13 protein-coding genes are annotated in these 13,167 nt (G+C 63.4%); 9 read left to right on the forward strand and 4 right to left on the reverse strand.

The genetic code is table 11. The features are described 5' to 3' along the window. Window positions 1-520: 520 nt before the first annotated feature. Window positions 521-952, reverse strand: coding sequence for a hypothetical protein (locus QEH68_RS01915; RefSeq protein WP_207595923.1), 432 nt, complete (start codon window positions 950-952; stop codon window positions 521-523). A 175-nt stretch (window positions 953-1,127) separates the two neighbouring features. On the opposite strand from QEH68_RS01915, the gene QEH68_RS01920 reads away from it, so the two are divergent. From QEH68_RS01920 to QEH68_RS01930, 3 genes are all read left to right on the forward strand, one after another. After that, window positions 1,128-1,901, forward strand: coding sequence for a GAF and ANTAR domain-containing protein (locus QEH68_RS01920; RefSeq protein WP_280626058.1), 774 nt, complete (start codon window positions 1,128-1,130; stop codon window positions 1,899-1,901). Between the two features lie 215 nt (window positions 1,902-2,116). Continuing rightward, window positions 2,117-2,572 (forward strand): hypothetical protein, encoded by a 456-nt coding sequence (locus tag QEH68_RS01925; protein WP_207595925.1) that lies wholly within the window; start codon window positions 2,117-2,119, stop codon window positions 2,570-2,572. A gap of 37 nt (window positions 2,573-2,609) precedes the next feature. Beyond that, on the forward strand, window positions 2,610-3,788 hold the full coding sequence (locus QEH68_RS01930) for a glutamate--cysteine ligase (RefSeq protein WP_280626060.1): 1,179 nt from the start codon (window positions 2,610-2,612) through the stop codon (window positions 3,786-3,788). Between the two features lie 63 nt (window positions 3,789-3,851). On the opposite strand, the gene QEH68_RS01935 is transcribed toward QEH68_RS01930, so the two are convergent. Then, window positions 3,852-4,253: a VOC family protein gene (locus QEH68_RS01935; RefSeq protein WP_207595927.1), complete on the reverse strand. Its 402-nt coding sequence runs from the start codon at window positions 4,251-4,253 to the stop codon at window positions 3,852-3,854. Between the two features lie 10 nt (window positions 4,254-4,263). Further along, complete coding sequence (locus QEH68_RS01940; protein ID WP_280626063.1) at window positions 4,264-4,731, reverse strand: helix-turn-helix transcriptional regulator; 468 nt, start codon at window positions 4,729-4,731, stop codon at window positions 4,264-4,266. 26 nt (window positions 4,732-4,757) lie between these two features. On the opposite strand from QEH68_RS01940, the gene QEH68_RS01945 reads away from it, so the two are divergent. The 4 genes from QEH68_RS01945 to QEH68_RS01960 all read left to right on the forward strand — a co-directional run bounded on the left by QEH68_RS01945 (window position 4,758) and on the right by QEH68_RS01960 (window position 9,111). Then, window positions 4,758-5,375 (forward strand): phospholipase, encoded by a 618-nt coding sequence (locus tag QEH68_RS01945; protein WP_280627952.1) that lies wholly within the window; start codon window positions 4,758-4,760, stop codon window positions 5,373-5,375. 190 nt (window positions 5,376-5,565) lie between these two features. After that, window positions 5,566-5,913, forward strand: a complete 348-nt coding sequence (locus QEH68_RS01950) for a hypothetical protein (protein WP_280626065.1) — start codon at window positions 5,566-5,568, stop codon at window positions 5,911-5,913. Between the two features lie 87 nt (window positions 5,914-6,000). Further along, a complete protein-coding gene (locus tag QEH68_RS01955) occupies window positions 6,001-6,726 on the forward strand; it encodes an HAD-IA family hydrolase (protein WP_280626067.1) in 726 nt (241 codons plus the stop codon). Window positions 6,727-6,756: 30 nt separating this feature from the next. After that, on the forward strand, window positions 6,757-9,111 hold the full coding sequence (locus tag QEH68_RS01960; RefSeq protein ID WP_280626069.1) for a glycosyl hydrolase family 65 protein: 2,355 nt from the start codon (window positions 6,757-6,759) through the stop codon (window positions 9,109-9,111). Between the two features lie 34 nt (window positions 9,112-9,145). Here QEH68_RS01960 and QEH68_RS01965 read toward each other — a convergent pair whose 3' ends face one another. After that, complete coding sequence (locus QEH68_RS01965; RefSeq protein WP_280626076.1) at window positions 9,146-10,795, reverse strand: helix-turn-helix domain-containing protein; 1,650 nt, start codon at window positions 10,793-10,795, stop codon at window positions 9,146-9,148. 128 nt (window positions 10,796-10,923) lie between these two features. Here QEH68_RS01965 and QEH68_RS01970 point away from each other — a divergent pair, with 128 nt between their 5' ends. Both QEH68_RS01970 and QEH68_RS01975 read left to right on the forward strand, forming a co-directional pair. Continuing rightward, entirely contained in the window at window positions 10,924-12,225 is a 1,302-nt protein-coding gene (locus QEH68_RS01970; protein WP_207595935.1) for an alpha-hydroxy acid oxidase, read from the forward strand. Beyond that, window positions 12,225-13,166 carry an ABC transporter substrate-binding protein gene (locus tag QEH68_RS01975; RefSeq protein WP_280626078.1) on the forward strand — a complete coding sequence of 314 codons (942 nt, stop codon included), beginning with the start codon at window positions 12,225-12,227 and terminating at the stop codon, window positions 13,164-13,166. The genes QEH68_RS01970 and QEH68_RS01975 overlap by 1 nt, the downstream gene beginning before the upstream one ends. The last annotated feature ends 1 nt before the right edge of the window (window position 13,167 follow it).

A 13,167-nucleotide genomic window follows, 5' to 3' on the forward strand; every position in this document is an offset into this window, starting at 1 on the left:
TCGTGCGGATCCTGACTGGGGGATTTTGCCAGGATCCGGTCTGTGGACGTGACCGGTTGTTGCCTGCGCGTGCGGAGGTGTGTCCAGCACCCCTTACGTCAGGGGAGCGGGCGGTTCCCCGTGCCCGGGCGGGGATGGCACCGCGGGTCCCGGTGTGGGCTCAGGAACCGGCGGTGGTCCAGGCTCCGGCAGGGGAACGGGCTCGGGTGTAGGTCCGGGTTCGCGGGTGGGGTCCGGGTGCGAAGGGTCCGGTGGGAATTCGCTCACGGTCAGGAGCTCCTTTGACGCGACGAGCGATGCGGTCTGCGGCTTTCCGGGAGGGACGAGGGGTACCAGGTGGTGTCCCATCCGGAATTCCGGTAGTCGATGGGCAAATTATCTGGATCCGGCGGGTCGGGAAGCTTCCGCCTGCTGGCCGGCCTGAGCTGCGAGCCGGTTGTCGAAGTGTCTTTCCTCTGTGGTTCTGTGTGCATGCTGTCCCTCCCGGTAGCTCCAGAACTGGTGTTGCGGCTGCGGATCCTCATTCCGGGATCTCCATGCGGAAGCCGCAGTGGCATCCGAGGATGCGGGTGTTGATCAGGACCTCGTACATCCTCAACTGGCCGCCGGGCCTCAGGACCAAGGGGGCTTGGATCCGGCGAAGCTCGCAGCTCTTGGTCTTCATGGGCTCGCCGCAATGCAGATACTGGCCGCCGAACTGCAGCACACCTTGGGAGACGCCTGGACGGTTCAGTACCAGCGCAACCCTTTGGACAGACGCAACCTGTTGATAGGCGTACCTGCAGGCGTGGCACTCGTAGGCGACATCAACCATGTTGGGCGCGGGTGGATAGTGCGACTGGATGGAGTTCACCAGAAGGTGCTTGTCTGTATTGCAGCGCTTGCACCAAAGGGGCTCGTCAGGCGGTTGATGGGCTTCGTCAGGGATTCTGGACGCTGGCTGGGCCGGCATGGTCTGCACCTCTGCATGGAAAAATGCGGGACGCCCGTCTGCATGAGCTGGGAAAGCCTGGTCCTCGTGGGGACTGTAGCTAGATTGTGCACATAGCTGCACCGTAGATGCAAGGATTCTGCCACCATTCCTGACGGGGGTGACAAGCCCGGCCCGGACGATCGTAAACTAAGGCATGAGCGAAATGAACGTTGACTTGGTGCTGCCTGATGCCGCCTCAGCGTCTGACGACGATTCGGTACCTGACCGTCTCCAGGACCTTGTCATCGACAGCGAGGACGTGGGCGGATTCCTGGAAGAACTAGCGGTCTTTTCGGCAGCGGCTGTGTCCCAGGCCGTTGGCATGCCTGTGCACTGCGGCATCACCCTTAGCCGGCGACGCCGTACGGCAACGGTGGCCGGGAGTACCCCCGAAGCCAGGTTGATCGACGAAATTCAGCAGGCGTACGGTGATGGGCCGTGTCTGGAGGCGATGCGAAGCCGTACCACCGTGCACGTTCCGGACACTTCCACCGAAGTGCGGTGGTCGGAATACTGTGCTGTCATCGCCGCGCGAGGCCATCTTTCAGCCCTCTGCGTCCCTCTGGAGCTGGACGAAGGAGCCACTGCTGCACTGAACTTCTTCGCTCCCCATGCCGGAGTCTACGACGAAGCCACCATCCGAAGCTGTGAGCTGTACGCAAGCCAGGCCGAACGCTCGCTGCGGTTGGCCGTGCGCATAGGAGTAAAGCAGCAGCACGCTGACGATCTCCAGGATGCCATGCAATCCCGGACCGTCATTGACCTCGCCAGCGGGATCATCATGGGGCAGAACCGCTGCACCCAGGAAGAGGCATTCCAGATTCTGAAGAAGGCCTCCAGCACCCGGAACCAGAAGCTGCGGGAGGTCGCAGAGTCACTGGTCCAGAGTGTGTCCAAGCAGGCTCCTGTGGCCCATTTCGAGCCCTGAGCCAGGCAGGCGGACTCCCGGCCGCAAGGCCGTGACTTGTGACGCGCACCACTGGTGAACTACATTTTAGGTGGGTTAAGCAGATAGCCCTTGGAACCTCATGTCACCTGGTGCCATCACGGATGGTCCAAGAACTGCACTCTTAGCCGTGGCCGCTTTCGGCCGGCTCTCCGTGCATGCATGCGGCTCCTTGGAGAAGTAAAAGGAGAATGGCAATGACGCTTGGATCCCTGCCCGTCCCGAAGCCTGCCAGAGGGACGGATCCCGCAACCGGTGAGACCGGAGCGCGGCCCTGGTGCACAGTATGCGGCACTGATTCGTACATTTTTGTTGAAACCGTGGTTGAAGCCCAGCCGAATCAGTCCGAGGTAGTAGAAGTCAGCTACACCTGCAGCGAGTGCGATACGTTCTACGCCCACGCTGTCCGGCTGGAGGCCTTGGTGCCTGAGATCCAACGGGAATTCCTCTCCACTTCCGCAGCGGGACTCTGGTTCAGTTGCACCCATTGCGGCGATCCCATGACCTTGGGACGTCCCACCGAGCGGGTGATTGAGGCGCCCCGGACCACGGATGATCCGGAAAGCCCCAGCCTCCTGGAGGTGTACTTGCAGACGCAGGTGCTGCATTGCCGTTGCGGTTTCCAAATGGAGGTTCCACGCCACGTTGGGTGACCGCCGTCTCTGAACAACCAACAGCGGGAGGGTGGCTATGCGCACGTTTGGTGTTGAAGAGGAACTGTTGATCGCGGATCCCGCGGACGGCACGCCATTGGCGTTGGCCGCAGACATCCTGGACGTTGCGGCTCCCCTCTACGGAGGAAGAACCGTAGAAACAACCGGCGGGAAGGCCGGCGCCGAGGAAGCCGGTGCCGGGAGCGCGACGTTGAAGTCCGAGTTCAAGCAGGAGCAGGTGGAGGTCAACTCGCGTCCTTGCCGGACTGCGGCCGAACTCAGGGCCGAGATCCGTGCCGGTCGGGCGTTGTCTGACAAAGCCGCACGGGCCGTGGGTGCGCGCGTCGCGGCGTTGGCAACCCCGCCGGTCTTCCACGCCACACCCACTCTGGGCAACCAGCGGTACGCGGCGATGGGGACGGAGTTCGGCTTGATTTCGCGTGAGCAGCTCACCTGCGGTTTCCATGTCCACGTGTCCATCGAATCACCGGAAGAAGGGGTCGCAGTCCTTGACCGGATGCGGCACTGGCTGCCGGTCCTGCTGGCCTTGAGCGCCAATTCTCCTTTCTGGATGGGAGCCGACACGGGCTTTGCCAGCTACCGCACGCAGATCTGGAACAGGTGGCCCACGGCCGGCCCCATGGACGTTTTCGGTTCAACGGAGGGCTACCAGGCGATGCTCTCCGAGCTGTTGGGCACGGGCGTTCCGTTGGATGAGGGAATGATCTACTTCGATGCCCGCCTCTCCAGGGGGCACCCCACCGTTGAACTGCGGATCGCCGACGTTTGCCTGTACGCCGAAGACGCCCTCACCATTGCCGTCATTGCCCGTGCCCTGGTGGAGACATCTGCGGCTGGGTGGCGGCAGGGTAAGCCGGCGTCAAGCACGTTGACGCCGGTCATCCGCATGGCGAACTGGAAGGCCAGCCGCTTTGGCATCAACCAGCAGTTGTTGCACCCGCTGGAGCAGCGGCCCTACCCCGCCGCGGACGTTGCGGGCGCCCTGCTCCGGCACGTTCGTGTGGCTTTAACAAGGGCCGGCGACCTCGCGCTCGCACGGGCAGGTGTGGCCAACATCCTCCGCCGGGGCACCGGCGAACGGCTGCAACGCCAGGCGTACAGCCAGCGACGCCGGTTGTCCGACGTCGTGTCCGCCGCCATCGCGTCGACCCATCAGGATGACGAAAGGTCCGACGCCGGACTGCTGAGTCTGTGACAACCGGCCCGCTGGGCCTGTGGCAACCGAGCTGGACAGCAGCGGCCTGCCGGTGGGCCGCCGTCAGCCCTGATTGATGCGGATCATGTTGCCGGAGGGATCGCGGAAGGCGCAGTCGCGCGGACCCCATGGTTGGTCGATCGGTTCCTGGAGTACCTCGGCTCCGGACGCGCGGAGTTTCTCGAACGTGCCGTCCAGATCATCTGTGGTGAATACCAGCATGGGCATGACGCCCTTGGTCAGCAGTTCCTGGATGGCGTCGCCGTCGGCCTGGGAGCGGCCGGCGTGCGGCGGGGAAAGGACCAGTTCAAGATCCGGCTGGGCATCGCTGCCGATGGTGACCCAACGCTGGCCGTCCGAGCCGACGTCGTTCCGGACGTCGAAACCCAGGGCATCGCGGTAGAAGGCGAGCGACTCATCCACGTCGTTGACAGTGACATGTGCATACTTCAATGAAATGTTCATGAACCACACGCTATTGCAGCTGTGACGTGGGCGCTTCTTCAATCCTGCTCAGTGTTTCAAGAGCGGGAATCCTGCCTTTGCTGGTTCTTTCAGGGCGGGTGTGTTGTTTCGCGATGCAGTTGGGCATGGCCTTGACGGCGTGGTGTTCGCGGGAGCGGTATTCGCTGGGGTTGATGCCTACGATTTCCGTGAAACGCGTGCTGAAGGATCCCAGCGACGTACAGCCCACTTCCATGCAGGCGTCCGTGACGCTGGTCCCCGCCCGGAGCAGGGCCATGGCCCGCTCGATCCGCCGGGTCATGAGGTAGTTGTAGGGCGATTCCCCGTAGGCGGCCTTGAACTGGCGGGAGAAATGCGCGGGGGACATGAGGGCGCCGGCGGCCATGGTGGGCACGTCCAATGGACGCGCATACTCGCGGTCAATGAAGTCGCGGGCGCGCCGCAGATGGGCCAGATTGGCCAGTTCCTGCGGAGTCATGGCGCCAGTCTACTAGGCTCATGCCCATGGAATCAGTGGTGTGGTCAAAGCCCGAAAACCAGCGCGAGGGCACTCCGCTGCTGGTGATGATGCACGGGTATGGAACCAGCGAACAGCGGATGGTGGAACTCTTCCCGCATCTGCCAGGCGAGTTCACGTGCGCTGCGCTTCGCGGTCCCAAAGTGATCGGCGACCATTACGGTTGGTTCCTGCTGGACTACTTCCTGACCAACGACTTTGCTGATGTCATCGCGTCCACCAACTCGGTGTTCAACTGGATCAACTCCGTCAAGGACAACCACAGCAGCGTCAGCTTGCTGGGGTATTCGCAGGGCATGGCCATGGCCAGCACGCTCCTGCGTTTGCGGCCCCACGCTTTCAAGGCCACGGTGGGCCTGTCCGGTTTTGTGCTGGACAACGACCTCCTTGCCCTGAGCGAGTCCTTCGACACCCCGCCGCCGTTCTTCTGGGGCCGGGACAAGGCCGATCCCGTGATCAATGAGGACGCGATTGCCCACACTGCCGAGTGGCTGGAAGCCAACGTGGCCCTGACCGCACGGACCTACCCGGGCATGGGCCACAGGATCGAGCCGCCCGAGCTGGTGGATGTCAGCGCCTTCTTGAAGTTCTACGTGCTGGGGTAAAGCTCTGGGTGGGAGCCCGGATTAGAAGGCATCCGGGCTCCGGAATCAACCTCGTGGTGCGATTCTCGTCACAATTTCGCATTCGACTGCACACTATTGAATGACAAAATTGTAAGCGCTTACACTTTTGGCTGGTGATCCGGTTCGGGTCTCGTGAAGGTGCCAGGCGAACAGGGAAAGGGTTGAGGCTGTGGTGCATTGCAGGGCCTCGACCGCCTCAGCCTGGTTCTTCGCCCTGGAGGCATCCGGGCTGGCTACAGGCAGCGTGGGCATGGTAAATGTTCCGTGGGACAATGAAGGTATCGATGACGAACACGCAGCCCGGCAGGCACCCCAACACCTGCTGGGGCTGGGCCATGGGGTCTTGGCCGTTCTCTCAAGCTATCAACACCCCGTTGTGACTGAGCGGGCACTTACGGAACCCATTGCCCGTGGCGCGAGGCCCACGGCGGCTTTATCCCATGGCGATGAATCCGCGTTCGGTGCGTTGACGGCGTTTCCGGAAACGCGGTTTATCTGCCCGGGAACGTGCCAGTGAATACTGAAACCCCGCCCACCACCTGCTCGATACCAAGCTCATCGAACGCAAAACCATGCGCCGCAAGCGCTGAACGGAATACTGCACATGACTGATCTTCGTAATGCCTGGACGGGTGCTTCGGCCCTGTTGTTCGACCTCGACGGCGTGCTGACGCCTACTGCCGTGGTGCACGAGCAGGCGTGGCAGGAGCTGTTCGACGGTTACCTGGCCGAAACGGGACACCCGCAGGGGTATCAGGAGAGCGACTACTTCGACCACATCGACGGCAAGCCGCGCTTCGACGGTGTCCGGGACTTCCTGGCATCCCGCGGCATCACTTTGCCCGAAGGCCCGGTCCACGACCACCCGGACAACGTCACGGTGCAGGGCCTGGGCAACCGCAAGAATGCCATCTTCAACGAGATCGTGAACTCCCGCGGCGTGGAGCCGTTTGAAGGCTCGGTCAAGTTCATCAATGCCGCGGTGGAACTGGGTCTCAAGGTAGCCGTCGTGTCCTCCTCACGCAACGCTCCTGCCGTCCTGAAGGCCGCCGGCCTGGACCACCACTTCGAGGTGGTGGTGGACGGCCAGGTGGCTGCCGGCGTCGGGCTTCCCGGCAAGCCTGACCCTGCCACCTATGTCTATGGAGCAGGCCTGCTGGGCGTCCCCGTGGAGGAATGCATCGTGGTGGAGGATGCGGTGTCCGGGGTGCAGGCCGGCGCAGGCGCCAACTTTTACGCCGTGATCGGCGTGGACCGCGGGGCGGGCCGCCAAAGCCTGCTCGACGCCGGTGCCACGTTGGTGGTGGACGACCTCAACGATCTTCTCTGACCCTACTTTTTCGAAGGATTTCAACCGCCCATGGCACTCATCAGCTCCGATCGGCTGCGCTTCCCCTGTGAGCCCTGGAAGCTCGTGGAGAATATCCACGTCCCTGGTGACGAGGGAACGCTGGAAACGCTGTTCGCACTTGGCAACGGCCACCTTGGTATCCGCGGCTCGCACTCAACAGCGGGCGACGGCGAACTGCCCGGCACGTTCATCAATGGCTTCCACGAGATCTGGGACATCAAGCACGCCGAGAATGCTTATGGTTTCGCCAGAACCGGCCAACGGATTGTGTACGTTCCGGATGCCAACAACTTCACCGTGTCCATCGATGGCGAGGCCCTGAGCCTGGCTGAGTCCACGGTGACTGACTACAGCCGCAGCGTGGACTTTTCCACCGGCGTCTACGAAGAGAGCATCACGTGGGCCTGCCGTTCGGGTGCGACCGTCACCACGGTGGAGCGCCGGGCGGTGGGGTTCGATTCACGCGGATGTCTTGGCCTGGAGCTGTCCCTGACTGCTGACCGGGACGTGTCCGCGGACATCACTTCCGGCGTCGTGAACCGTCAGGACCAGCCTGTGGAGGACCAGTCGGCCCACGACCCCCGCCGTTCGGGCCGGCATGCCGGCCGGGTCCTGCTGCCGTTGCATTTGCAGGGTGCTGACGGCTCCCTGCGCCTCGCATGGGAAACCGCCGAATCACGCCAGCGCGTGGCCATGGCCGTGGATCACTGGATCTCCGCGGAAGGCCAGCCATTCGAGACGTTGGTGGGCGAGGACGACTCATCCGTCCGCTACGTTCTGGCAATCCACCACGGCGACACATTCCGTTTGGAGAAAACGGTCAGTTACCTGGTGGCAGGTTCCACGGACGCCGAAGACCGCGGAGAAAGCCTGGCGGCGGAAGCCGAAGCGAAGCTGGTACCGTTCGCCGACATCCTGGCCCAGAGCAAAGCGCACTACGACGAATACTGGACCACGGCCGACATCCTGATCGGTGGCCAGCCGGAGATGCAGCAGGCGGTCCGGTGGGGACTGTTCCAGCTGGCGCAGGCAACCGCGCGTGCCGGTGTTGCCGGAATCCCCGCCAAGGGTGTGAGCGGCTCCGGCTACGAGGGCCACTACTTCTGGGACCAGGAAATCTACCTCCTGCCGTACCTGACGTACACCAATCCTTGCGGAGCCCGGAAGGTCCTGGAATCGCGGCACGCGATGCTGCCCGACGCGCGGGTGCGGGCCAAGGAGCTCAGCGTGGACGGAGCGCTGTTCCCATGGCGGACCATCAACGGGCTTGAAGCCAGCGCCTACTATGCCGCCGGTACGGCCCAGTTCCACATCGCCGCGGCCATTGCATTCGCCGCCAACCGGTATGAATGGGCCAGTGCAGATCCCACCTTCCGCGCGGAATTGGGTGCCGACCTGCTGATCGAGACAGCACGCATGTGGGCTTCGCTGGGTTTCTTCGGCAAGGACGGAATGTTCCACATCCACGGTGTCACCGGCCCGGATGAGTACACTGCCGTGGTTAATGACAACCTGTACACCAACGTCATGGCGCGCTTTAACCTCCGTGCCGCCGCGGCGTTGGAGCACGAGGGCATTGCCGGCACCGAGCGTTTGGTGTGGCGTCAGGCAGCCGAGCGGATGTTCCTTCCGTACGATCCGCACCTCCAGCTCCACAGCCAGGACAACGACTTCATGACCCTTGAGCCGTGGGACTGGAACACACCCAAGTCCAAGTACCCGCTGCTGCTGAACTTCCACCCGTTGGTGATCTACCGGCACCAAGTCCTCAAACAGGCCGATACCGTGCTGGCAATGTTCCTTCAATGGCAGGACTTCTCGGCCGAGGAGAAGCAGCGCGCTTTCGACTTCTACGATCCCATCACCACAGGTGATTCCACCTTGTCCGCCTGCGTGCAGGGCATCATGGCCGCCGAGGTGGGGTACGGCGACGTCGCGCTCCAGCACTTCACCGAGGCGCTGTTCATCGACCTCGACAACTCGCATGGCAACACGATCGACGGGGTCCACATCGCCTCCACCGGTGGGATCTGGAGCTCCTTGGTCTGTGGTTTCGCCGGCATGCGGGACCAGGGTGAGGTGCTGCGCTTCGATCCACGCCTCCCCTTGGAATGGGAAGGCCTGTCCTTCCGCCTCAAGGTCCAGGGACGCCTGCTTGCAGTGGACCTGGCGCAGGGTTCCATCGAGCTCACACTCATCCCCGGGCCGGACTACAGCGACGAACCGTTGCACGTGAACGTGCGGGAGCAGGTGGTCACTGTCGGTGCGGATACCGTCTTGGTTCCGCTGGAAACGGTGCCGGTGCCACCGCCGTCGATCTTCCCCAGCGTCTTCCCGACGGCGGGACTTCCGATCATCCGGTAGCCTTCAGGCTTCGCGGGGTCAATATCGCCGGGAGTTACGTGGAGGCAAGGTCCATGGTGGTCAGGCGCAGCCACAACCACAGCCGTTTCTGCGGATCCGCCAGGTCCAGGTTGAAGTCCTCGGCCAGGCGGGTCACGCGGTAGCGGACTGTGTTGTTGTGGACATGGAGTTGGGCGGCCATGGCCGAGATATTACCGTTGCTCGCAAGGTAGGCGCGGAGGGTGTCCAGGTAGTCAGTTTGCTGCTCGGCGTCCCGGGCCTGGATCCTGGCGATTTCGTCTGTTCCGCCCAGTCCGTTCTCCTCAATGAATGCCCCGATCTTCAGCAGGTTCAACGGGATCTGGAAGTCCTCATAGAGGGCTACTCCCGGTGCCTTCCCGGCGCCGGCCGTCTTTCCGCCGCGCGCCTGCAGGTTCATCAGATGGTTCAAGGTCTGGATGGCCTCGGACCGGGACCGGGGAAGGTCCTCGATTCCTTGGGCTATGCCCCCTACGGTAGCGATGACCGGGAACGGGCTGATGGTGTGTGAGTACGCCTCAATTTCCTGGATGATCCGCCCATGCACGGCCCGGGGCGGGTTCCCCTTGCAGGGCAGGAGCGCGTAGACCACCGAGCCGAGCAGGGCGCTGTGCCCGGTGCCGAACTGCACGTTGCAGACCGTGGTCACCAAGTGCAGCAGCCGGTGGATGTCGCGCACCGATTCCAGGCTTCCGGTCTCCGGGCGGACGATCGAGAAGGCGGCCACGGCCAAGCCGTTGGCGGCGTCCAAGCCCAGTTGGGCAGCGGCGAACGAGGCATGCGGAGCGTCGTCCATGACCGTACGGATGAGGTCCGCATTGCGGCGCTCCCCGAAGTCCGAGGCGGAGCGGGCATGCAGCATGTGCAAACCGGCCAACGGCGCCATCCGGTCCAGTGCATTCAGGGCCGCAGCCCGGTTTTCCTCGCCGGGATCGATGATCCAGATGGAACCGAGCAGCTCGCCCCCGGCCCGGACGGCCAGCGCAAGGCGGGCCATGCCGTCGTCGGGCGCTGGCACCAGCACCGCTCCCGGGGCGGCGTAGACAATCTTGAAATCCTGGTCGAAAGCCGGTGGTGTGGTTTCCTCGAGGGTGAGTGTGGTGATGCGCCGGAGCTCATCGATGGGTTGGCCAGGCAAGGTGGAATAGCCGAGGATCCGGCCAAGCGGATCCACGATGCTCGCGGCGCCGTTGGTGATGGAGGCCGCTGCGTTGGCAAAAGCGTAGAGGTCTCCCAGTCGGACCCCGGCCACCGAGTCGGCCGCTGCACCCATGACTGAGGCCCTGGCCAGTGCCACCAGCTTTGTCCAGTCTGCGTCGTCCGGCGCCACCAGCACGGACATGCTGTATCCCACCGCTGCCGATCGCAGCTGCTCCATCTTTGCGCCATGCGCTTTCACGATCACCGCGGCTGCGTTGCTGTTTGCTGCCCTGTGGAGGAGTTGATCGAAATCCGGTGAGCCGTAGGTGCATCCGACGGCCAGAATGATGCGGTCATCCACGCTGGACCAGTGGTCCAGGGGGTCGTACATCAGCACGTCCGAGACAGGGTGCCCCAGGTTCTCGGGCGTGGGGTTGGCATGTACCAGGTCCGCTTGCATCAAGTGGATGCAATCGGACAAACGAACCGCGGATTGCTGGATTCCTGATTGAGGGCCCGTCTCCATATGTGGACGTTATCACAAGGCCAATCGGCATCTTATAGAGGAATTCACATATGGCGCGGGGGAGATCTACGTCACTATTGGGAAAGGAGCTGGGCGGCTAACCCAGCAGGAACGCAGAGGACCAACCCATGAAACTCAAGGACATCAAGGCGCTCGCCTCGGTGCAGGGACCAGCCCGATCCATCGCGGAACGACTGTCCCGGAAGTGCTACAGCGTGGAAGACATGCGCAAGCTGGCTGCCAGGCGCCTGCCCAAGAGCATCTTCGAGTACATCGAAGGTGGAGGCGAGGACGAGGTCTCACTGCGCCGCAACCAGTCCTCGTTCCAAGACTGGTCCTTCCTCCCCAAGTGGGGATCGGTGGAGAACTTCGACCTTAGTTCAACCCTCCTGGGCGGACCGGTTTCCATGCCGGTGACCCTCTCGCCCACAGGCGGTACCCGGCTGTTCCACCCGGAGGGAGAGTCCGCGGTGGCCCGGGCTGCGCTCGCTGAAGGAATTCCCTACGGACTGGCCCACCTCAGCACCACCACCATGGAAGATGTCAGCGCTGCGGCGCCGGGACTCCGCCGGTGGTTCAACCTGGAACCCACCCAGGACAGGGGACTGCTGCAAGCCGTCCTGGACCGCGTGTCCAACGCCGGTTACGAAGCCCTGCTGGTCAACGTTGATTGCCGGGCCATCGGCCACCGCGAGCGCGACTACCGCAACGGGTTCACGGCACCCCCGTCCATCAAGCCGAAGACGGTGGTGGAGGGCATGTTGCACCCCGCCTGGGCCCTGGGATTCCTGGCCAACGACGCCATCGCCTTCCCCAACCTGGATGCCGACGTTCCGGAAGGACCGCTGGCCAGTTCCCCGGACATGTGGCGCACGCTGCTGGCAGGGTCCTATGAGCCCACGGATTGGGACGACATCCAGGATCTGCGGGCCCGCTGGAACGGACCGATCATCCTCAAGGGCGTCGTCAACCCGAACGACGTCGCGCTGGCCGTTGCGCTGGGCATCGACGCCATCCAGGTCAGCAACCATGGCGGACGGCAACTGGATCACATGGCCGCTCCCCTGGATGTCCTTCCGGACATCGTGGAAAGGGCCGCCGGCCAGGTGGAAATCATCGTCGACGGCGGAATCCGCCGCGGTTCCGACGTGGTCAAGGCGCTGGCGCTGGGCGCGGATGCCTGCTCCATTGGGCGACCCTACCTTTACGGACTGGCCGCAGCCGGCGAAGCCGGCGTGGCGCACGTCCTGCAAATGTTCCGCTCCGAAATGACCCGCACCATGATGCTCCTCGGAGTGTCAACCATCGAAGAACTGCGGACGGAAGGCCGGGACTTGATCCGGCACCGCAACGAAGCGTTCGCCCGCACCCAACCCACCCGTATTCACAAGGCCGCCCCCATGGGCCTTGCACAAATGAGGACTCCCTAATGAACAATGTCCCAGCCACCCGGCCAACCAAACGTGGCTTGCCTGCCGTCGTCCTGTCGGCAGCGCTCATGCTGGCGGTAACGGCTTGCAGCCCCACCGGCAACGCCTCGACGTCGGGCCCATCCGGCGGTTCCGCAGCAGGAGGCACGGGCGTGCCTGCGCTGGAAGTCAACCAGGCCGCCGTCGACCTCCTGCCGGAGTCCATCAAGGCGTCCAAGGTGCTGCGCGTGGCCATACCCACCAACGAGCAGCCGACGCAGTTTTACCGTGAAGGCACGCAGGAAATGACCGGAACCAACCCGGACGTGGCCCGTCTCATCGGTGAGGCGCTGGGTGTCAAGGTCGATATCCAGGTGGCCAACTTCGACTCCATCATTCCCGGCCTGGCGGCCAACCGTTACGACATGACCGTGTCCTCCATGACCCCCACGGAGAAGCGCATGGAAGTCCTGGACTTTGTTGACTACATGCAGATTGGCAACGCGATCGCCGTACCCAAGGGCAACCCGGCAGGCATCAAGGATGAAACCGCGCTCTGCGGCAAGAAGGTAGGGCTGCTCACTGGTTCGTACCAGCTGACCGTGAACGTTCCTGACTACGATGCTGCCTGTGCTGCCGCCGGGAAGGACGCCATCCAGAAGAGCGAATTCCAGGACACCCGGCAGGCGATCTCCGCGCTGACCAGCGGACGTCTGGACACGGTGCTGGCCGATTCTCCCATCCTGAACTTCGCTGCCACCCAAAACCCGCAGATCGAGATTGCGCGGACGTACGAGTTCGCTCCTGTGGGGGTGGGCGTGCCCAAGGAGTCCGGCCTGGTGAAATCCGTCTCCGCCGCCCTGGACGCCGTGATCAAGAGTGAGTCCTACATCAAGGTCCTCGGGAAGTACGGGCTGGAGACCAGCGCCATCAGCGAAGCCCGCGTCAACTTCGCCCAGTAAG

The sequence above is a fragment of the Paenarthrobacter sp. OM7 genome (assembly GCF_029873575.1).
Lineage (GTDB): Bacteria > Actinomycetota > Actinomycetes > Actinomycetales > Micrococcaceae > Arthrobacter.

Bases quoted from the DNA above. Each gene is read 5' to 3' on its own strand.
- QEH68_RS01915 (WP_207595923.1), bottom strand. From the start codon at position 952: ATGCCGGCCCAGCCAGCGTCCAGAATCCCTGACGAAGCCCATCAACCG.
- QEH68_RS01920 (WP_280626058.1), top strand. From the start codon at position 1,128: ATGAGCGAAATGAACGTTGACTTGGTGCTGCCTGATGCCGCCTCAGCG.
- QEH68_RS01925 (WP_207595925.1), top strand. From the start codon at position 2,117: ATGACGCTTGGATCCCTGCCCGTCCCGAAGCCTGCCAGAGGGACGGAT.
- QEH68_RS01930 (WP_280626060.1), top strand. From the start codon at position 2,610: ATGCGCACGTTTGGTGTTGAAGAGGAACTGTTGATCGCGGATCCCGCG.
- QEH68_RS01935 (WP_207595927.1), bottom strand. From the start codon at position 4,253: ATGAACATTTCATTGAAGTATGCACATGTCACTGTCAACGACGTGGAT.
- QEH68_RS01940 (WP_280626063.1), bottom strand. From the start codon at position 4,731: ATGACTCCGCAGGAACTGGCCAATCTGGCCCATCTGCGGCGCGCCCGC.
- QEH68_RS01945 (WP_280627952.1), top strand. From the start codon at position 4,758: ATGGAATCAGTGGTGTGGTCAAAGCCCGAAAACCAGCGCGAGGGCACT.
- QEH68_RS01955 (WP_280626067.1), top strand. From the start codon at position 6,001: ATGACTGATCTTCGTAATGCCTGGACGGGTGCTTCGGCCCTGTTGTTC.
- QEH68_RS01960 (WP_280626069.1), top strand. From the start codon at position 6,757: ATGGCACTCATCAGCTCCGATCGGCTGCGCTTCCCCTGTGAGCCCTGG.
- QEH68_RS01965 (WP_280626076.1), bottom strand. From the start codon at position 10,795: ATGGAGACGGGCCCTCAATCAGGAATCCAGCAATCCGCGGTTCGTTTG.
- QEH68_RS01970 (WP_207595935.1), top strand. From the start codon at position 10,924: ATGAAACTCAAGGACATCAAGGCGCTCGCCTCGGTGCAGGGACCAGCC.
- QEH68_RS01975 (WP_280626078.1), top strand. From the start codon at position 12,225: ATGAACAATGTCCCAGCCACCCGGCCAACCAAACGTGGCTTGCCTGCC.